Annotated in this window: 15 protein-coding genes; 10 read left to right on the top strand and 5 right to left on the bottom strand. The window is 42.7% G+C overall.

Going from position 1 to position 20189, the window contains the following annotated elements; all coding sequences use genetic code 11:
* Positions 1–620: 620 nt before the first annotated feature.
* Positions 621–1367, bottom strand: coding sequence for a helix-turn-helix transcriptional regulator (locus LDO37_RS28630; protein WP_126607638.1), 747 nt, complete (start codon positions 1365–1367; stop codon positions 621–623).
* A 418-nt stretch (positions 1368–1785) separates the two neighbouring features.
* On the opposite strand from LDO37_RS28630, the gene LDO37_RS28625 reads away from it, so the two are divergent.
* Genes LDO37_RS28625 through LDO37_RS28610 form a run of 4 tightly spaced genes read left to right on the top strand, consistent with a single transcriptional unit; the run spans position 1786 to position 5340 of the window.
* Positions 1786–2667 carry a metal ABC transporter substrate-binding protein gene (locus tag LDO37_RS28625; protein ID WP_126607639.1) on the top strand — a complete coding sequence of 294 codons (882 nt, stop codon included), beginning with the start codon at positions 1786–1788 and terminating at the stop codon, positions 2665–2667.
* The gene (locus tag LDO37_RS28620) at positions 2664–3593 is read left to right on the top strand and encodes a metal ABC transporter ATP-binding protein (RefSeq protein ID WP_126607640.1); all 930 of its coding nucleotides are present in this window, start codon (positions 2664–2666) and stop codon (positions 3591–3593) included. The genes LDO37_RS28625 and LDO37_RS28620 overlap by 4 nt, the downstream gene beginning before the upstream one ends.
* The gene (locus LDO37_RS28615; protein ID WP_126607641.1) at positions 3593–4471 is read left to right on the top strand and encodes a metal ABC transporter permease; all 879 of its coding nucleotides are present in this window, start codon (positions 3593–3595) and stop codon (positions 4469–4471) included. The genes LDO37_RS28620 and LDO37_RS28615 overlap by 1 nt, the downstream gene beginning before the upstream one ends.
* Positions 4471–5340 (top strand): metal ABC transporter permease, encoded by an 870-nt coding sequence (locus tag LDO37_RS28610; RefSeq protein ID WP_126607642.1) that lies wholly within the window; start codon positions 4471–4473, stop codon positions 5338–5340. The genes LDO37_RS28615 and LDO37_RS28610 overlap by 1 nt, the downstream gene beginning before the upstream one ends.
* A 419-nt stretch (positions 5341–5759) precedes the next feature.
* On the opposite strand, the gene LDO37_RS28605 is transcribed toward LDO37_RS28610, so the two are convergent.
* Both LDO37_RS28605 and LDO37_RS28600 read right to left on the bottom strand, forming a co-directional pair.
* A complete protein-coding gene (locus LDO37_RS28605) occupies positions 5760–7583 on the bottom strand; it encodes an SUMF1/EgtB/PvdO family nonheme iron enzyme (RefSeq protein WP_126607643.1) in 1824 nt (607 codons plus the stop codon).
* Positions 7584–7713: 130 nt separating this feature from the next.
* The gene (locus tag LDO37_RS28600; RefSeq protein ID WP_180958379.1) at positions 7714–8817 is read right to left on the bottom strand and encodes a PEGA domain-containing protein; all 1104 of its coding nucleotides are present in this window, start codon (positions 8815–8817) and stop codon (positions 7714–7716) included.
* 418 nt (positions 8818–9235) lie between these two features.
* Here LDO37_RS28600 and LDO37_RS28595 point away from each other — a divergent pair, with 418 nt between their 5' ends.
* From LDO37_RS28595 to LDO37_RS28575, 5 genes are all read left to right on the top strand, one after another.
* On the top strand, positions 9236–10030 hold the full coding sequence (locus tag LDO37_RS28595) for an AraC family transcriptional regulator (RefSeq protein WP_126607644.1): 795 nt from the start codon (positions 9236–9238) through the stop codon (positions 10028–10030).
* A gap of 251 nt (positions 10031–10281) precedes the next feature.
* Entirely contained in the window at positions 10282–13401 is a 3120-nt protein-coding gene (gene putA / locus LDO37_RS28590) for a bifunctional proline dehydrogenase/L-glutamate gamma-semialdehyde dehydrogenase PutA (RefSeq protein WP_126607645.1), read from the top strand.
* 11 nt (positions 13402–13412) lie between these two features.
* On the top strand, positions 13413–14111 hold the full coding sequence (locus tag LDO37_RS28585; RefSeq protein ID WP_126607646.1) for a 1-pyrroline-5-carboxylate dehydrogenase: 699 nt from the start codon (positions 13413–13415) through the stop codon (positions 14109–14111).
* A gap of 90 nt (positions 14112–14201) precedes the next feature.
* Positions 14202–15689, top strand: coding sequence for a sodium/proline symporter PutP (gene putP / locus LDO37_RS28580; RefSeq protein ID WP_126607676.1), 1488 nt, complete (start codon positions 14202–14204; stop codon positions 15687–15689).
* A gap of 337 nt (positions 15690–16026) precedes the next feature.
* Positions 16027–16257 carry a hypothetical protein gene (locus LDO37_RS28575; RefSeq protein ID WP_126607647.1) on the top strand — a complete coding sequence of 77 codons (231 nt, stop codon included), beginning with the start codon at positions 16027–16029 and terminating at the stop codon, positions 16255–16257.
* A 51-nt stretch (positions 16258–16308) separates the two neighbouring features.
* Here LDO37_RS28575 and LDO37_RS28570 read toward each other — a convergent pair whose 3' ends face one another.
* The gene (locus tag LDO37_RS28570; protein WP_126607648.1) at positions 16309–17949 is read right to left on the bottom strand and encodes a GGDEF domain-containing protein; all 1641 of its coding nucleotides are present in this window, start codon (positions 17947–17949) and stop codon (positions 16309–16311) included.
* 715 nt (positions 17950–18664) lie between these two features.
* Here LDO37_RS28570 and LDO37_RS28565 point away from each other — a divergent pair.
* Complete coding sequence (locus LDO37_RS28565; RefSeq protein ID WP_101111857.1) at positions 18665–19150, top strand: Lrp/AsnC family transcriptional regulator; 486 nt, start codon at positions 18665–18667, stop codon at positions 19148–19150.
* 95 nt (positions 19151–19245) lie between these two features.
* Here LDO37_RS28565 and LDO37_RS28560 read toward each other — a convergent pair whose 3' ends face one another.
* Positions 19246–19953, bottom strand: a complete 708-nt coding sequence (locus LDO37_RS28560) for a DUF445 domain-containing protein (RefSeq protein WP_126607677.1) — start codon at positions 19951–19953, stop codon at positions 19246–19248.
* Between the last annotated feature and the right edge of the window lie 236 nt (positions 19954–20189).

Below are 20189 nucleotides of genomic sequence, written 5' to 3'. Positions count from 1 at the left end.
TATCTTTATTTTGTTAGTTAATATGTTGATATTTAATAAATATATTGACTATTCACTATGCAAGTTATGTTGAGAGGTCAAAGTTTATTATTTGGCTCAATTTATGCAATAAATATGAATGAATAGTATATTTTATTGTTTTTTAATTGGCTCAATTTCTGAGGTTATTATTATGTTTAATAAAGGGTTAAGTGAGTTTTTTGGAGCTTTAGCCTCTAAGTGTAAATAAATATTACATTTTAGGGTTTTGAGTGAAAAAAGGCATTAATTGGCCATTATTCACCAATTAAGCTAGCGAATTTTGTTTTGTGTTTGTAAATGTTTGTGTAGAAAAAATGTGGTGGGCTAATATGGTCTGAGCTAAATATATAGGGCAACGAGCTTTTAGAGGTGTTATTTTTAAATGTGTAGAACTGTTTACATTTTTAATACATCGTACGCTACAGGTTTTCTTAAAAGTTCTTATTCTTTATAGGATGATACTTTTTCATTGGGGTTATTTTATTAAATTATTGTTATTTAATAATTATTCGTGATTTGAATGTATTTTGGTACCTTTACTATTTGGCTAAAAATACAGGTAACCAAGATGGTTCAGCTGGTTTGAAGCGGGGCGTTAACTATTTTACTTGGCTAAGCACAACGGATATCTGTGTATTCAGCAGGCTTTCAGGAATAATGGAGCCAAACCCTTCATCTAAAGCTAGGTCTATAAGTTCACTTTTTGTTCTCGCTCCAAACTTGTTCCTTAACCGAGCAACGTGTCCTTCCACTGTTTTCACCGAAATGCTCATAGCGTTTGCAATGAATTGAGGCTTCTTCCCGTATAACAAGAAGAAAAGAACTTGAGATTCTCGCTGGTTAATTTTTTTGGGTGTGCTGCAAATGGTACTGACATAGACATCTCTTTTTAGGCTTTGCCCTGTGGCCCGGCAAATCCAATGTCCAATTTCTAGTATGGCGGTATCTTCCAGCTCTTGACCGTGGAAAATAACGCCTTGAACTTCTCCGTTGTCGTTTATCCATGGAGATTTGGTAAAGATATGAGCCCGCCATTTTCCATCTGGATATGGATGGATATCTAAGATCTTTAAGGTTTGTCGAGTTTCCATGACGTGTTTGTCTTGCCGCTGAAAATCGAGAGCACAGATGGTTGAAGGGCAAGGGATATCAAAGTCCGATAGTCCTATACAGTCCGAATGGCTGTTTAACCCTACGAGCTGACTGAACGATTCACTCGCATATACGTAGTTAGAATTTGTATCTTTGCAGCCCCAGCAACCCGGAAATTGATTGAGAACAGACAAAAGAGTTGAGTTAGGCACGAATATTCGCTCTGTTGTAGTGCGCCACTTGTTAACAATCATATCAGTCTCAATATAGAGATTACAGCGTATGTTATACGTTCAAGTAGGCTTGTTTAAAAAAAAGCCAGCTTGAGGGAGCTGGCAAAATACAAGATACATCTTGTCGACGTGTAGAAGAGGTTATGATCGACTTCAGGGTCTAAGTGATCATAACTGGTATCAATATGATACCGAGAGTTAAATACACTGGACTGTATCTAACTCTATGACACTTAAGATAAAACAGTATTTTTTTCCTTAAAAGGGGGGAATTCCCCCCTTTTAAGGAAAAAACGGTCTAAATACGATAAATATCGTATTATTGTTCACCTGAAGCACGTAATTAGGGGATACTTAGCCTTTAAATACTTGTGTTTTTGTTGAAGTGATAATGGTTATCATTTACGATTGCAGCATCTAATGGATTCAGGATGAAAAAATGAAGAAGATTTTAGCCCAATTGGGATTGTGTAGCCTTGTATTGGTACCAGGTATGGCTACTGCTAATTTCAAAGTTGTTACAACATTTACCATCATTCAAGATATAGCTCAGAATGTAGCTGGTGATGCTGCTGAAGTCGTATCTATTACCAAACCTGGCGCTGAAATTCATGACTATCAGCCTACTCCTAAAGACATTGTAAAAGCGCAGTCAGCAGACTTAGTTATGTGGAATGGAATGAACCTTGAACGCTGGTTCGAGCGCTTTTTTAGTAATATTGAAGGTGTTCCATCTGTAACGCTAACAGAAGGAATTACGCCACTTTCCATTTACGACGGTCCTTATCAAGGTAAACCCAACCCTCATGCGTGGATGTCTACAAGTAACGCTCTTGTTTACATTGAAAACATCCGTAAAGCGCTCGTAAAACATGACCCAGTGAATGCTTCGACCTATAATAGTAATGCAGCAGCGTATTCCGAAAAAGTTAAGAATCTCGATGCGCCAATTCGCAAGCAATTGAGTACGATTCCAAAAGACAAGCGTTGGTTAGTCACCAGTGAAGGTGCATTCAGTTACTTAGCGAAAGATTATGATTTAAAAGAAGCGTACTTGTGGCCGATCAATGCTGACCAGCAAGGCACGCCAAAACAGGTTAAATCACTTATCGATAAGATTCGTGACAACCAAATTCCGGTAGTGTTTAGTGAAAGCACCATTTCGGACAAGCCTGCAAAACAGGTTGTAAGAGAAACGAATGCAAAATATGGCGGCGTGCTATATGTAGATTCTCTGTCTACTCAAAATGGTCCTGTTCCTACCTATCTAGATTTATTGAAAGTTACTACACAAACTGTAGCGGATGGATTTGAATTATGAGTTCGTTGTCGGCCAGCTTAGAAGTATCCAACGTTGGTGTGACATACAACAACGGCTTCACAGCGATTAACCACGTTAACTTCTCTCTTAGCGGGGGTACTATATGTGCCCTCGTTGGGATCAATGGTGGTGGTAAATCGACGCTTTTTAAAAGCATCATGGGGCTTGTGAAGCTCTCGTCTGGTGACATTTGTGTCTCTGGGATGACCATACGTAAAGCTCTAAAAAGTAATTTAGTGGCGTACGTACCTCAAAGTGAGGATATCGACTGGGATTTTCCTATCCTAGTTAAAGATGTGGTGATGCAAGGTCGTTTTGGGTTTATGAATTTTCTTCGCCGACCGAGTAAAACGGATAAGGCAAAAGTCGCTTCAGCGATGGACCGAATGGGAATTAGCCAATTAGCTGAACGACAAATTGGCGAGCTTTCCGGTGGACAGAAAAAACGTGTTTTTTTGGCAAGAGCATTGGCTCAAGAGAGCAAAACAATATTACTTGATGAACCTTTTACTGGTGTCGATTTCACTACAGAAAGTGCCATTATGCAGTTGTTTCGAGAACTTAGGGCTGAAGGGCATCTGATTTTAGTGTCCACCCATAATTTGGGAAGTATTCCAGATTATTGCAATGAAGTGGTTTTTATAAACAGAACGGTTATTGCAGCAGGCTCGTTAGATGTTACTTTCACTCAGCAAAATCTAGAAGCGACATTTGGTGGGGTTCTTAAACACGTTGGTATCCCTGGAGAAGAACTGCACAATGATGCCGATCGCCGTGCTGTTACGATCATTTCTGATCACGAGAAACCCGCGGTATTCTATGGAACCAATAGAAATGACTCTACTCTAATCAGCGAAGCTCAACATCGCGATGAATCCAATCGTGGTGAACCCAGTCGCGATCAAAAAAGCCGGGTGGATCAGTAATGTTGGAATATTTATTGGAGCCCCTAGGTTACGAATACATGATTAACGCCATATTCGCGAGTGCGATTGTGGGTGCCGTGTGTGCGTTTCTTTCAGCCTTTCTTATGTTGAAAGGTTGGTCCCTAATTGGTGATGCGCTTTCGCACTCTGTTGTCCCTGGTGTAGCAGGCGCTTACGCATTGGGGTTACCTTACGCGGTTGGAGCATTCTTTTCTGGGTTTCTCGCATCTCTGAGTATTGCAGCGCTGAAGTCACTCTCGCATTTGAAAGAAGATGCCATTATAGGGTTTATTTTCACGACCTTTTTTGCGGCTGGATTACTGCTGATTTCACTTAACCCAACCTCTATTAACGTCCAAGCAATTATTTTCGGCAATATCCTTAGTATTGGCCCCGAAGATCTTTATCAAATTGTCACTATTTCAGTCGTGTCTCTGTTGATTCTAGGGCTGTTATGGAAAGACCTCATGCTTGTCTTTTTCGATGAAACCCAAGCTTCATCTGTTGGTCTTTCTCCTGTTAAATTGAAGATACTTTTCTTTACTCTTTTGAGCGCTTGTACTGTTGCATCATTGCAAACAGTAGGGGCGGTTCTTGTTATTGCCATGGTTATTACTCCAGGTGCTACGGCGTATCTTTTGACCGACCGATTTGGCTGGCTGCTCATTATTGCCACTACTATTGGACTATTGAGTAGTGGGCTTGGTGCGTATATCAGCTACTTCTTAGATGGTACAACAGGCGGCATTATTGTTTTGATTCAAACCGTATTGTTCATGCTTGCGTTTTTGTTCGCTCCTAAGTACGGCTTATTTTCCGATCGTATTGCTGCTTTGGGGCGGTTGAGCAGCGCCAGCAAATTGGCTAGGAGAGCGTAATGGAAGCGTTGATTAGCTGGATTATTGAGCCGTTCCAATACCCATTTATGATGCGTGCGCTATGGGCTGGTTTAGCTGTGGGGAGTGTCTGTGCCATCCTATCGTGCTATTTGGTGCTTAAAGGCTGGTCGTTGATGGGCGATGCGATTTCTCACGCAGTCTTACCTGGTATTGTGGTGGCTTATGTTGTGGGGATTGCGCTACCGATTGGTGCGTTTGTTTCTGGACTCGCATGTGCGCTTCTAACCGGTTATATAAAGGAAAATAGCCGGGTGAAAGAAGATACCGTAATGGGGATTGTTTTCTCGGGTATGTTTGCTCTGGGGTTGGTGATGTTCGCTAAGATAGAAACCGATCAGCACTTGTTACACATCTTGTTTGGTAACATGCTAGGGATTAGCGATTTTGAGTTTTGGCAAACGGTTGTTATTTCCGTCATCGTTTTCTGTGTTATGGTTGTATTTCGACATGATTTCTTGCTTTACTGCTTTGATAAGAGCCACGCACGTGTTGCTGGCTTACCTGTAACGCTCTTACACTATGGTTTGCTTATTATGCTGGCATTAACCATAGTCGCGACCATTCAGGCTGTAGGCGTCATTATGGTCGTTGCAATGCTGGTTTCTCCTGGTATCACAGCCTTTGTATTGACCAAAAAGTTTACCAACATGCTGACAATAGCGCTGTCTGTGTCAATCGGTTCGACATTAGCGGGTACATTGATCAGTTTCCATATTGATGGCGCAACCAGTGCGTGTATTGTTCTCGTTCAAGCGTTCTGCTTCATTGTTGCGTTGTCGTTTGCTAAGTTTCGAACTTACCTTGGCAAAGCGAAACCGCTAGCCGTACACACGGAATGCAACGAATAATAAGGAATTAAAATGCAGTTGCCAGCCAATTGAATTTGTATACCCTAGTCACCTCAAGATGCAGGATTCAGAGCCTCATATTCTGTTTCAGTTCAAGGCTCTTTATTTCAAAAAATCAGGAACGCAGCGGAATGATGAATCCTTTCCAAGTTCTTTGACGAAGAAATGGGAAAGAATATGGGCTCCCAAGGGCGAGTTTAACTGGCTTTCATACTGCGTTACCGATTTTTGATTTAGAACCACTAAATCATCAAATCGGTGCCTTGTCTTAAAGACAGTTAAATCTCGCTGAACCAAGTATCTTGAGGTCACTTGGGTATATATTCAAAGCTGAGATTAGCTATTTTCATTCAGACAGTTATATAAAAAGGGCTTCCATTTGGAAGCCCTTTTTACTGAGTGAAGATAAAGAAAAATTCTTAACTCTTTGTGAGCATTCGAACAACTCGGAACCCGATGTAGTTCGTTGTTGATTCTGGAGCGACTTCCAAAGATTCATGTGCTGAAGCTTTTGCAGGGGCAAAGCTCCAAGCACCGCCTTTTGCGCTACCGTATCGATTATTTGTCCATTCCCAAACATTGCCCACCATGTCGTACAAACCAAGTGCATTTGGGCGGAATGCTTTGACAGGGGAACTGCTCACATTTGACCACTTAGTGCCAGCCCAACCTGTATTCGCTTTACCAGTACCAAACTCATCGCCCCACCAATAATCACTGGACGTGCCTGCACGAGCGGCAATTTCCCATTCTTGTTCCGTAGGGAGGCGGTATTGGTAGCCTGTTTTATTACTTAGCCACTTTGTATACGCACGGGCATCGCTTCTACTAAGGCACACAACAGGGGACTGATCACTTTGTTTGAAGCCGGGTTGACGCCAATAATTACCATCAACCACCACGTCTACACTATTTTCCATTGTGGAGCAGGTTTTGTTTTGTTCTGCGGCTGTTTTGTAACCCGTGTCGTTTACAAACGCAGCAAATTGCTTAACGGTGATGGGTGTTGATGAAATTGAATATGCGCGTGTTAACTCGACTTGCTGAGAGCCATTTTTGCCTACATAGTAATTACCTGCGCCAACAACAATCATTTGCGGCGCAGCTGTTGGTTCACCAACTTGGTCTGCAAAGGCTTTTCCTGAACGCGGAAGGTTAGCGTTTTCAACCAATACAGCTCGTAGGTTACCGTCTTGTTTGAGTGTCATTTCACGGCTAAAGGAACGGAATCCCTCTTTTTTGACACTCACAGTGTGGGCACCTGTTGGCAGCATGATATCGACAGGCGTGGAACCGTAGCTCACTCCATTAATCAACACACTGTCGTCGTATTGATTTGAACGTACCGTTAACGTCACCCACCTTACTTCTTTCTGCGTACTTGATTTTTCGAGTTTCTCACTCGGGTCAAAGCAGTAAGCTGAATCAATATTAAGTAAGCGACATGCGGCGTTTAACGAAGGGCGTGATTCGATGGCAACGTCAATTTTTGCTTGGTATTGACCACCGTTAACAAACCCTGTTTTTACTGGCTGATGGCTTACAACATGAATGTTTAACGCGGTTTGTTGAAGGTGTTGTTTAACTATCTCACTTTCCGTTGTGTTGTTAATTAATGCCGACTGGAATTGATTAACGGCTTTTTGAAGCGCTAACCCTGTGGTTTGTTCCTTACATTGCGCCAGAGTCGCATCCTGAGCACAGTTATGAAGGTAAGAGACCGTTTGGGAGGTTTGAACCGTTAACTCGTTTTGCAGTTGATCTGCACGCAAACGAAAGTGGCTCTCTTCTAATTCTCGGAGTTCAGCGTTGAGTTGTGCACTTTTGGCTTTTGAACTAGATAAGGAAATTTGCTGCTCTTGAATTTGGTGTTCCACATCAAGCTGCTGCTGTTGGTTTTGCTTCAGTTTTGCCCATGCATCCTGATAAGCTTTTTGGCTCGAGGCAAGGTCTAGCTCAGGATCATCCAGCATTCGAGCGTACTGTCTTTCCAGAGCTTGTTTGGCTTTCAGCCTTTTGTTTTCAAGGCGGTCTTCATCTTGTTCCACCTGTAGTAACTCAGCTTTGAGCTTTCGAATGGCTGCCTGAATGTCCGTTTCCTGAGTACCGACGGACTGTATTTCAGCCTCCTTCGAACTCATAGCTTTTGAAACATTCGTGATATCCAAAGCCTCAGCATATGCTGCTACTGATATCAGGCTCGGTGAAAGAGCCAACAAAAGCGCTGGTAATCCTTGTCTCATGTTCAGTTCTAATTCGTGTTGTTTGCTTAACTAAAGCGCCATTTTGTCACTATCAATGAGGATTGATATAAACAAAATGGCGATAAGAAATTACGTGTAAATGGGCAATGTATCATGCCGAAATTGGGCTCTACCCATGCTTTTCAGGTCTCAGTTTAACCCAAATAGTATCATTACCGTTAATGGTTATCTGGCGGCTGTATGTTTCAAAACCTTCTTTAGAAACAGTAATCTGGTGGCGACCCGCTGGAAGTACTAACTCAACAGGAGTGCTGCCATATCTTACTCCGTTGACGGTAACGTCATCTTCGTACTGATCAGAGCGTACCGTAATGTTAGCCCATGCTTTATCGACTTTGGATGTAGTCACGACATTCGATTCAGAGTAACAGTAGCGGTTTGCAACCCCTAGAAGTTTACATGCAGCCAGCGATTCAGGTTTGGCTTGAAGCTGCGCTTGCATTTTGGTCGCGTAACTGTTGTCGCCAGAAAAACCACTTTTAATGATTTGGCTATCTTGAACGTGGATATTAAGTTGCACACCTTGCAAGTGTTGCTTTGCCACGTTAGCTTCAGTTAACTGACCTATCAATCGTGACTTAAATGTATTGACGGCTTTTTGTTTGGTTAAGTGCTTACCACGGTTCGCACAGTCACGCAGGGTCATGCTTGCTGAACACGTTGTCTTGTAACTGGTTTCAAGAACAGCACTCTCACGTAGTTCAGCGGCTAGCCTCTTTACTCGTGCTTCAACACGGGATTCTTGCAGATTTTGCTGCGCTGCGTTCAAGTGAGCCTGCTGCTGCTTAAGCTGAGACAGGCGCATTTCGCTTTCGCTGACAAGGTGCTGTTGATTGAGTTGTTCTTTTTGGTTTCCTTTAACTGCAACCCAAGACTCTTGGTATTGCTTTTGGAAGCTGGAGAGGTCTATATCAGGCTCTTCAACCAAACGGGTAAATTGCTTATCCAGAGCACTTTTTGCTCGGTTCCGTTTAGCAACTAATTCAGCATACTCGCGTTGCAGTTGCTCTGATTGTTGCTTGAGTTGAGAGTGCGTTTTGGCTTCTTCGAAGTGTTCATCATCGACAGAATCAATTTTCTCTTGATTTTGAGTGATTTTTTCATCGATAGCTGCCACTAAATCAACGCTTTGTATCTCTTCAGCCTGTAAAGAGGAAGGTAGCCAAACTGGGGTAAGCGCAAGCAAAAGCGCTGGGATTCGATGTTTGATCATAAGTCCCTGCATGATATTCATTTCGTAAGTAACCTTACTGCTCTGATAAGGTCATAATTTTGACTGATTTGAACTTAAATTTAGTATGAAATTAAGCACATTCAGTCTCTTAGTTTTTTGAGCTAATGAGCAAAGAATCAAGTCGCCCAACTTATTGAACTCTCAAAAGTCTACTCTGTCTTTGAGAATTTCACAATTTTCTTAGTTTTGATATAAAAAAATGCGATTAAAGTGGATTGAGTAAGCATTGACCGTAATTTATGTGCACTTGATCATTGTTCCGTGAAATGTAACCTTTTTTGACTCAAGTTGAAGCCCGCAGGTACACTGCTCAATGATACTATTTCAACCTTTGTGATCTTGCTTCATATTTTTAGTCGTCATAGTGCACATAAGCCTATGAATTTCCGGTGCTGCCATGAAAAATAATAACGGTCTTAATGGGCCTAAGCCCGCTCAAGTCATGACGCTTCCCAGTGAAATGAACAACCATGATCATGAATATACTCAGATCGTAATAGGGCTAAATGGGCAGGCAGAATTTGACGTTGCTGGGGTCGGGAATTTTATCGGACCTGGTCAAGGTTGTGTTGTAACAGCTTCTTCGCAACATGCCTTCGGAGGAATTGGCAAGTCGGACATTCTCGTGCTCAATATGCCTATGATGAGTGAGTATGATCCTCTGGTATTACAAAAATTGAATGAGCTAGGAAAGAAAGATATCTATTTCCAGCTTGATAACCAGATACAGCAATTGATTGCAATGCTTGTGAGTGAAATGCGCAATAGCCCTGCTGATGAATTATTGAGCCGAGCATGTAATGATACTGTAATTGCTCTACTGCAAAGACACCTGAAGTCCTTTCAAGCTTTACAGAAAGATGGTCGGCTAGATATGGATGCTGTAGATCGCTATATCGAGCAGCACCTGAGCCATAGAATTACCGTTACCCAGCTTGCGGGTAGTGTTTTCTTGGGAGAAAGCCAGTTTCACATGCTTTTCAAAGAGCAAACTGGTGTTACGCCACATCAATATGTACTTGGAAGACGTGTCGACATGGCAAAAAAACTCATTGAACAAGGGAATCTGAGCTTAGGGCATATCGCAGAGCTGACTGGATTTTCCGGACAAAGTACATTTACCCATACTTTTTCACGTCTTCAGGGAATCTCTCCATCCGTCTATAAGAAGCGTCTTTTGAACAAACACTAACTCCAAACCTCCCCAATTAAACTGCAGGGAAAATAGAACCCAAATACGTTAAATCCGCGCGAATTTATTTGCACTATATTGCATAAACTGTCGCGAAATTCCTGTGATCATGTTTTCACTTTGTTAAAAATCCGACTTTTTGCCAAAAAAGCCGGAGTTTTTGACAAGTATCTCACTCAAGCTCAAAATACACTGCTACCCATTGTGGATGAACCCGATATTTTATTCGGTACTGAGATTGAGGAAAACGCATGTTTACAGCAACAGATGTGTTGACGAAACAGTTTGTTGAGCAACCGCTTGATCAACTTTGGTCGCTGATCTCGCCATTGTATATGGTTGAAGAGACCCAATGGTTAGAACAACTAATTCCATTAGCTATGCCTTCTGATAATGAAAAGCGTGCTACAAAGGAAAAAACCACAGCACTGATTAATGCTATCCGTGCCGACAAAAATGCTGTGCAGATGATTGATGCACTTCTATTGGAATACAGTTTAGACACTCAAGAAGGCATCCTATTGATGTGTTTGGCTGAAGCATTAATGCGTATTCCAGATTCCGCCACAGCAGACGCTTTGATTCGTGACAAGTTGAGTGTTGCTGATTGGAAGTCTCACCTTAAAAATTCAGACTCGGTTTTCGTGAATGCATCCACTTGGGGCTTAATGCTGACAGGTAAAGTGGTTGGACTTAAAGAAACGGAATCCAAATCCCCTTCTCAAGCTGTTAATAGCTTGGTGAATAAGCTCTCTGAGCCCGTTATTCGCAAGGCGATGCATCAGGCGATGAAGATCATGGGTCATCAATTCGTTCTTGGACGCTCGATTTCTGAGGCGCAAAAGAACGGCAAAAAGATGCGCGATAAAGGCTATACCTACTCGTTTGATATGTTGGGTGAAGCCGCGCTGACAGACAAAGATGCAGACAAATACTTTAATGACTACATCATGGCTATTGAAGCCGTGGGACGCGATGGGTATGGATTAGACACGAGCCCAGCTCCGTCTGTTTCTATTAAGCTATCTGCATTGCATCCACGCTACGAAGTTGCGAATTACGAACGCGTGATGGATGAGATGTATTCCACCGTTCTTAAATTGCTTGAAAAAGCCCGTGAGCTTGATGTCGCGATAACCATTGATGCGGAAGAAGCGGACCGCTTAGAGCTCTCACTTAAGCTCTTTGAAAAGCTTTACCGAAGCGAAAGTGTTAAAGGGTGGGGTAAGTTTGGACTGGTTGTTCAAGCCTACTCGAAACGTGCGTTGCCTGTACTGGTTTGGCTAAATGGTTTGGCAAAAGATCAAGGTGATTTAATTCCATTACGTTTAGTGAAAGGCGCGTACTGGGACAGCGAAATTAAATGGTCGCAACAAGGTGGGTACGATAACTATCCGGTTTATACTCGCAAAGAAGCGACGGATGTTGCTTACCTAGCGTGTGCACGCTTTTTATTGAGTGCAGAAGTGCGCGGCAATATTTTCCCTCAATTCGCGAGCCACAATGCACATACCGTTACTGCAATCGCGGTGATGGCCGATCACGGCGACTACGAATTCCAACGATTGCATGGTATGGGTGATGCGTTGTACGAGCATGCGATGTCTGCATTTGGACAATCCGTTCGTATCTACGCACCAGTTGGAAGCCACAAAGACTTACTTCCATACCTTGTTCGTCGCCTACTTGAGAATGGTGCAAACAGTTCCTTTGTTCATCGTTTGGTTGATGCTCGTTGCCCTGTCGACACGCTGACCCATCACCCTGTCGATTCGCTATTGGCATTTGAAACGCTGAATAACACTCAGATACCTCTACCAGGTGATATTTTTGATGATCGCAAAAACTCGATCGGCGTCAATGTGGATATTGACAGCGAAGCCGAAGTGTTTGAGAAGGCTGTTCATGCCTTTAGTGATCGTCAATGGAAAGGTGCGCCAATTATTAATGGTGTGAACCTTTTCGAAAGCATGATCAAGGAAGGCGTACAGCCAACCGCGGTTACAGCTCCCTACGATCGTAATAAACACGTCGGTAATTTGGTCTTTGCAAACCTTGATCATGTTTCCGAAGCTTTGAACAGCGCTGCCGCTAATGTGGATGAATGGCGCAGTAAATCCACAGAGGCTCGAGGCGAGTATCTCAATACACTTGCCGATTTGATGGAGCGCGATTTAGCCGAGTTGGTGGCTTTGTGTCATCACGAGGCTGGAAAAACGATTCACGACTGTATTGACGAGGTACGTGAAGCGGTCGATTTCTGTCGCTTCTACGCAAATCAGGCGAATCTCTTGAAAGCGCAGCACATCACCGCATTTGATGGCTCAACTAAGCAGGTGACGCGTGAAGGGCGTGGTGTGTTTGTTTGTATTAGTCCATGGAACTTCCCATTAGCGATTTTCCTTGGTCAAGTTACAGCGGCACTAGTTGCAGGTAACACGGTTGTGGCGAAACCCGCAGAGCAAACCAGCCTTATTGCAGTTAAAGCGATTGAGTTGATGCTAGAAGCCGGCGTACCAGCAGGCGTTATTCAGTTGCTTCCAGGTATTGGTCGCGAAATCGGTAGCGCATTAACCTCTCACCCAGCCATCGCGGGTGTTGCGTTTACAGGATCGACGGAAACAGCTCAGCGAATCAACGCAACGTTGGCAAGCCGCGAAGCTGCTCCCGTTCCGTTTATTGCGGAAACCGGTGGTCAGAATGCCATGATCGTCGACAGCACCGCCTTACCAGAACAAGTGGTTCGTGATGTTATGCGTTCGGCTTTTGCCTCTGCAGGACAACGCTGCTCCGCTCTTCGCGTTTTATTTGTTCAAGAAGATATTGCCGATCGAATTACGTCACTCATTCAGGGCGCAATGGCTCAATTGGATGTGGGTTTACCCTACTTACATAAAACCGACGTAGGTCCTGTCATTGACCAGACTGCTAAAACCAATTTGCTTGCTCACATTGAAAATATGTCGAGTACGCAAAAACTGGTCGCGCAGGCAGAGCTTTCTCACGCCTGTGCAAATGGTGATTACGTCGCCCCTTCTGCATTTGAAATTGATGATATTTCAGTATTAGAAAAAGAGCATTTTGGCCCGATTCTTCACATTGTGCGCTTTAAAGCGAACCAAATTGCTGATGTGGTTAAACAAATTAACAACACAGGTTTTGGCTTGACCATGGGTGTTCATAGTAGGAATGAAACTACCTACCGCTGGATCGAAAAACACATTCGAGTCGGTAACTGTTACATCAATCGCGACCAAGTTGGCGCGGTCGTTGGCGTTCAGCCATTTGGTGGTCAAGGGCTGTCGGGCACAGGTCCTAAAGCTGGTGGTCCACATTATCTGATCCGATTCACTCAAGCCGTTTACGCATAAGGAGAACCGTTATGGCACATCAAGTCACTTGTTTTTCAGATGCATACTCAGCATGGGAAAATTGGAACCTAACTGGCTACGAACAGCGTAGCGCCGCAATTACCTCTTTCACTAAGGCACTTAGTCAAAAGGAATCTGCGACCAGTGCGGTATGTTCGTATCACCTAGAGAAAAGCGAAGCATTACTGGCTAAAACCCATTTGATGCCAGGGCCTACAGGTGAAACAAACGAGCTTTACACAGCTGGCAGAGGCGTTTGTTTGTTGCTTCAAGATGAATCGTCCGACACCGGGCGACAGGCTGTTACGGCGCAGTTAATTTGCGCTTTATTAGCGGGTAACGCCGTTATTTTGAGTTCGGATGATGCCGTATTCACGCAGGCAATTGAGCAAGCGATATCGAGTACTTCATTACCCGCTCATGTTTTACAGGTTATTCCTCGAGAATCCGCTCAGGAAATTCTAGAGTGCGATGTTCGCGCTTTAGGTTTTGTTGGTTCTCCAGAACAAGAAATTCTTCTTAACCGAAGTTTATCCAATCGAAACGGTGCCATCGTTTCGTTTATTAGTGAAACGGATCTTGTTGGTCTTCCGACAGCATTAGATCCATTCCTTGCTTTGCGCTTCGTGACTGAGCGAACGCGCACCATCAATATAACGGCAGTCGGTGGAAACGCGACCTTGCTTGAGCTCGGGAGCGACGGCCACTAGCCAATTCATGCCCGCTTTTCCCTTAATTGTGTATTCAATTAGGGGGGAAGCTACATGGAATAAAAATAATAAAACGAGGAGTTTTATATGATCGAGAATAGCTTTGCTATTACCGGTACCTTTATTGCGTATCTTATTTTGATGCTTGCAATCGGTGTTATTGCTTATAAGCGTACTTCAAATTCAAGTGATTACTTTTTGGGTGGTCGTTCACTAGGTCCTTGGCCAGCTGCGCTTTCTGCAGGTGCGTCAGATATGAGTGGATGGTTGCTTCTTGGTCTACCAGGTTATGCCTATGCTGCAGGTATTGAAGCATTTTGGCTTGCTGGTGGTCTGCTAATAGGAACATGGGCAAACTGGCTTATTAACGCCAAGCGTCTGCGTACTTACAGCATCACAACCGATGCGTTAACGTTACCTGAATTCTTATCGCGTCGATTCCAAGATAATTCGAAATTGATTCAGACAATCTCTGCTTTCTTTATCCTTTTGTTCTTCCTTTTTTATACCAGCTCAGGTTTGGTTGCAGGCGGCAAGTTGTTTGAAACGGTATTCGGATTGGATTACACCACAGCGGTTATAATCGGCACTGTTTGTGTTGTTTCTTATACCTTGTTTGGTGGGTTCTTAGCGGTTTCTTGGACGGATTTAGTTCAGGGCTTGCTAATGGCAGCTGCGCTTCTAATTGTGCCTATTGCTGCAATGGATGGAGGGCTTGGTCAGCTGACTGAGGATCTGAAAAACATTAACCCTGAGCTTCTGACTTTGTGGAATGACTCTAAAGGTGAACCACTGACTGCCATCGCCATTATTTCTTTGGCTGCATGGGGTCTGGGTTACTTTGGTCAGCCGCATATTTTGGCTCGTTTCAAAGCATCAAGAAGCAACAAAGATCTTGTCACGGCGCGCCGCATTGCTGTTATTTGGTCGGCACTATCAATGGTTGGCGCCATGTTAGTGGGCTTGGTTGGTTTGGTTTACCTCAATGGACAAGGCAATGATTTGGCGGATGGTGAGAAAATCTTCATGCTGCTTGTTAATGCTATTTTCCATCCAGTGATTGCCGGTATTCTTTTGGCAGCCATTCTAGCGGCGATAATGAGTACAGCGGATTCGCAGTTACTTGTATCTTCATCAGCTCTAGCTGAAGACTTCTACAAGCAGGTATTTAATAACGAAGCATCACCTGAGCAAGTTGTTACTGTTGGTCGAATTGCAGTTGTCTTGCTATCACTTGTTGCTTTGTTCCTTGCGATGAACCCAGACAGTTCTGTTCTTGGGCTAGTTTCTTACGCGTGGGCTGGCTTTGGTGCTGCGTTTGGACCTGCAATCGTATTGAGTCTTTTCTGGGTTGGCATGAATCGCAACGGTGCTCTTGCGGGTATCTTGGTCGGTGGTATCACGATTGTGGTATGGAAACAGCTTTCAGGCGGTTGGTTTGACGTGTACGAAATTGTACCAGGGATCATATTATCAACGATCTCTATTGTTGCAGTCAGCATTGCAACAGGCGAACCTTCTGATGAAGTGAAAGCGCAACATGCCAAGTTTGAAAAGCAATTGCAGGAACTTGACTAAGAGCGGCAGTTATTAGGAACAGAGTCTTTCTTGTAAAGAGCAAAACGCCCTCGTTCATCCGAGGGCGTTTTTTATTGAGTTTCATTGAGTGGACAAGAATTTTTGAGCTTTTAATTGTCGTTGTCTTCATTAGCTATAAATAAAGTACTAGATATCGTATTTTCCTGAAACAAAACATTTTTATTATGACACCAAGCACAAGAATAGTGTTCGTTGAGTGTTAAGTTCTGAAAATATGTTATGTCCACCACAAATATTAGTTTCAGAATTAATAATAGCGAACAGGTTTGTTCTAATTAGGTCTACTTAGTTCAAAAGTGCTAAAAGGAAACCATTAATGCCTAAGGTATATTGTGAAGCGTGTGATAAGAAGACCCACCATAAAGCCATTATGTGCAAAACCACACCGCAATGTACAACGCTGTTGGAAAAGGCTAATCAAATGATGTTCCAAATTTTTAGTGGTGATAACGACCATAAAATGGAACAAAGGCTTTACTGCCGAGTATGCAATCAAGAATATTGCAGCCCGGTAAATACGGAAATAAAAGAAACCAGCATTGCTTAGATTTGCTGGGTTTTCATTGCCGCCTGCTTGTTTAGCTATTCAATGAACAAGTTAGGCTTCAATGGGCTTTAGCGTTTCCTTAGTACTGTTGTGAAAGGTACAAATCTTATCTCTTCCACTTCTTTTCGCATCGTAGAGGGCGTCATCTGCTCTTGATATAAGTTCATCAAGACTCATCGTAAGGTTCCATTCTACGACACCAAACGAGCATGTAACTTTAAAGGCATGATCTTCTTCAGAATAAAAGGGTTGGTGATTGACTCTTTCTCGTAATCTTGAAGCAAAAGAGGTCGCGCCACGCAAATCGGTGTCAGGCAACAGAATAATAAACTCTTCGCCACCGAAGCGGGCACACACGTCGCAACTTCTCGCCACATTTTTTATCGTATCGGCAACGCCCACGATCACCTTATCACCTGTGTTGTGACCATGTTGATCATTGATTGCTTTGAATAGGTCAATATCGAGAATCACCAAGCTATAAGGTATTTGTGTTCTCCGAGCGATGTTTGTGGCTTTTTCCATCAAGCTCGCAAACATTCTTCGATTGTATAGGCTAGTGAGAGGATCTACCGAAGCTAGGTGGCGGAGCTGTTCTTCGACTTTTTTTCTGCTGGCCATTTCTTGCTTTAAGCGTCGCATTAGAAGCATCAGAATGGTGCATACACCAGTAAGTGAAATGAGTACCAGTGATAACCAGAACACCTTTTTCTGAGCGTCAGCAATTTGTTCTTTTTCAGCGTGATACACCAATCCATCCAAATGGTAGAGATCATCGACCAAATTCTCTTGAATCAATATAGCGGCCATTTTTTCAATTCGGCTTTCATTGATGTAGCCAATATCCACCAGATCGGAACGCACGAGATTGGAAATGGCGAGTGCTTCGTAGCGTAATTCGTCGAGTGTCTTTTCGTTGTTGTATTTGCTTTGGATTATCTGAATGATTTCTTCGGGGTTATCGAGAGCGTATCGCCATCCTCGAAGTGTCGCTTCCCGGAATTGGTCTACCAATTGTGGATTTTGCTGGATGAGTGAGTCGCGTGTAAAAATAAAGTCACTATAAAAATCGACGCCATAAGCTCCAGGGTTGAGAATATTGAAGCGGATGTTTTGTTTTTTAAGCAAATAGGGTTCATTGGGTAAATAGGCATTAAAGGCATCGACTTTACCGTCAATGAGGTCTTGTACATCAAACGAGGATTTTTGAATCCTAATGGTAGAAACGTCTGTACCTACAGACGTTAGCATTGATAGATAGGAAGGGTACATCTGACCATTTAAGGTCATGATTCGTTTACCTTCCAAATCTTTGGGGGTTCTTATACCCGAAGACTCAAGAGTCAGTAATACAGATGGCGAATATTGAAAAGTCGCGGCAATAGCAACCAGCGGCTTTCCTTTTAAACGCTGAAGAACAAGTTCACCATTCCCTACGCCAAAATCCAATGTACCGGATAGTACTTCTTCAGTGACATTCAATGTCGGTGAGCCTTCAACCAAGTTAATGTGAAGCCCTTTTTCTGCGTAGTAGCCCTGATCGATTGCTGCGTAATACCCAGCAAACTGAAATTGGTGAACCCAACGTAAACCCACGTTAATGGTTTGTGGTGAGGCGGCTATTTCCTTTGAGCTGAGTGAGCACACTGCAGCGGTAAGGTAAGCGAAAAAATGATACGTAGTACGGCTCATTAAAGAAGGTATTGTGATCTTAATTCAAAAGTTAGCCGATTGTAATCGGTTGTGACAATACGAACCATAGTGACTATGCAACTCTGCCTGTTAAATTCAGCGATTCCTTAAATACAGATCAAACTTTGAGAAGGTAGTCACACTTGCGAGTAGAGTATGTGAGATTTATAAAACGTTTAAGTGAATTTCAATTCTTTTGAGGATTCAATACGTTAAATGTTTTCTGGAAAAATACGCTCAAAGTCTGGTTTTACGTTGTTAATCTACCGTTATTAGAGGCGTTTCATTCTCACTATGCAATCGAGATTTCGCAATTTGCAAATCAATTTCATTGAAAAAATCAAAAACGATAGTTTTTTATCCAAAATCACTCGATTTTTTACTGAAAAAAGTTGGCACCAGTTTTGCTTTATTAACTGTGACCCTTTTAAAGCCGAGGGTCACCTAGCCAACTGACGTTGTTAGTGAATATTATTTGTTCACACTATCTATCAGCCAATCGCACAGTTTTGCGGTTGGCTTTTTTTTATCCTTTTCTCTTTAAATCCCACTTTATACCCAAGTATCTTGAGGTTACTTGGGTATAGTAATAAAAACGTCAAAAAGTGATACCGTATGGTGATTTTGGTGCCACAAAGTGAATTCCACTTGGATGTGGTTAAAAACTCAGTGATACTTGCTGTTAATGGATTGTAATTATTGCTAGGAAGTTGTTATGCCTCACTCGTCATTGGATAAAATTGATCTCGAAATACTGCGTATTCTTCATCTTAAGGGGCGTATCTCCATGGTGGAGCTTGCTAAACAAGTGCACCTTACAACCTCCCCATGTTCAGACCGAGTAAAAAGACTGGAAAAAGAAGGGTACATAAAAGGGTATCACGCGGAGCTATGCCCTGAACGATTAGGGCTAGATGTCCAAGTTTTCATTCATATTCGCTTGGATCAAACGAGCTTTTCTATTTTCGAAAAATTTGCAAAAGCGGTAGAGTTAATGCCAGAAATTGAGGAGTGTTACTCCCTTTCCGGTGATTTCGACACCATGATCAAGGTGCGTGTTAAAGATATGAAAGCGTATCAAGACTTCATGTCTACTAAATTAGGCACGCTTCCAGGAGTTATCCAAACACGTAGTGAAGTGGTGATTGAAGAGCATAAAACTGGATTCGGAGTGAACCCAGATTTGATTACCATGCTTTAGGGGATTAGTACCTTAAGGGTGATAATTAGAGTCATTGACCCTAATTATCACTTATAAACTTTATCAGACAGCACGAACCATAGAAGTGGGTTTAGTTAGGCGCTAAGAAAAGCCGAAACCACACCAATGAGACCACCAAAAACACCTCCCCAGACGACTAGCCAGCCTAGGTGATTTTTGATCATATCTTGAACCATGCTTTTTACTAGCTGAGGTGTTAGCTCATTCAAACGTTGGTCAATGATGTTTTCGATATTATTCTGAATTTCATCGATCATACCTGGCTGCTCTAACTGCGTTTTTAATGCTGCCTTAACGGCATCACTTTGGCTTATTTGAACAACAGATTGCTGCATTTTTTCGACAAAAGGTTGTTTTAGAGGCTGCAATGCATCGGTTCCACCGAACATCGCAAGCATGCCACCAAACTGAGAATTGGCGATAACCTCTACCAAAGACTCAAAAGTTGGCTCGAAGTCGATGGACTCGATGACAGGCTGTAGATCCAACGACTGACCTCCAGACATTTCGTTGCTCAAGAAGCGATCAATGTTTTCATTGGTAAAGAATTCCGCCATCATCAAGTTCTTAATGGCAGATTTAAATTCCTCGAATCTTGCCGGAATGACCCCAGACCCATAGAGCCCAGGGACTTTTTCAAACAACATATGTACGGCCAACCAATTGGTTATTGCACCTGAAAAAGCAAATACACCTGCATACAGTGCAATTTGATTGTCCAATTGGTATCCGGCTGCCAGCAGACCAAGCGCTAGCAAATTAGTGACAACACTTTTATTCATCATTCTCTTGTCTTATGAAAAATTTTCGCGATTCTAGCAACATCATAATGTGACTTGAATACCTAAATAACCTCTTTGTATTCATCTTTTTCAAACTCACCAGTACACCCTAAACAAGTTTTGTGGCCAGCTCAATTAGAAAAACCGCCTTAAATTCAATCAGAACGCATACTCATTCAACTATCACTAGGAATTTGACGAATAATTTTTAGCGATCTCAATCACAGAAAACTTGC

This window comes from Vibrio penaeicida, assembly GCF_019977755.1.
Taxonomy (GTDB): domain Bacteria; phylum Pseudomonadota; class Gammaproteobacteria; order Enterobacterales; family Vibrionaceae; genus Vibrio; species Vibrio penaeicida.
The sequence above is the reverse complement of the archived record's forward strand: the minus strand, read 5'-3'. Positions and strand labels throughout refer to the sequence as shown.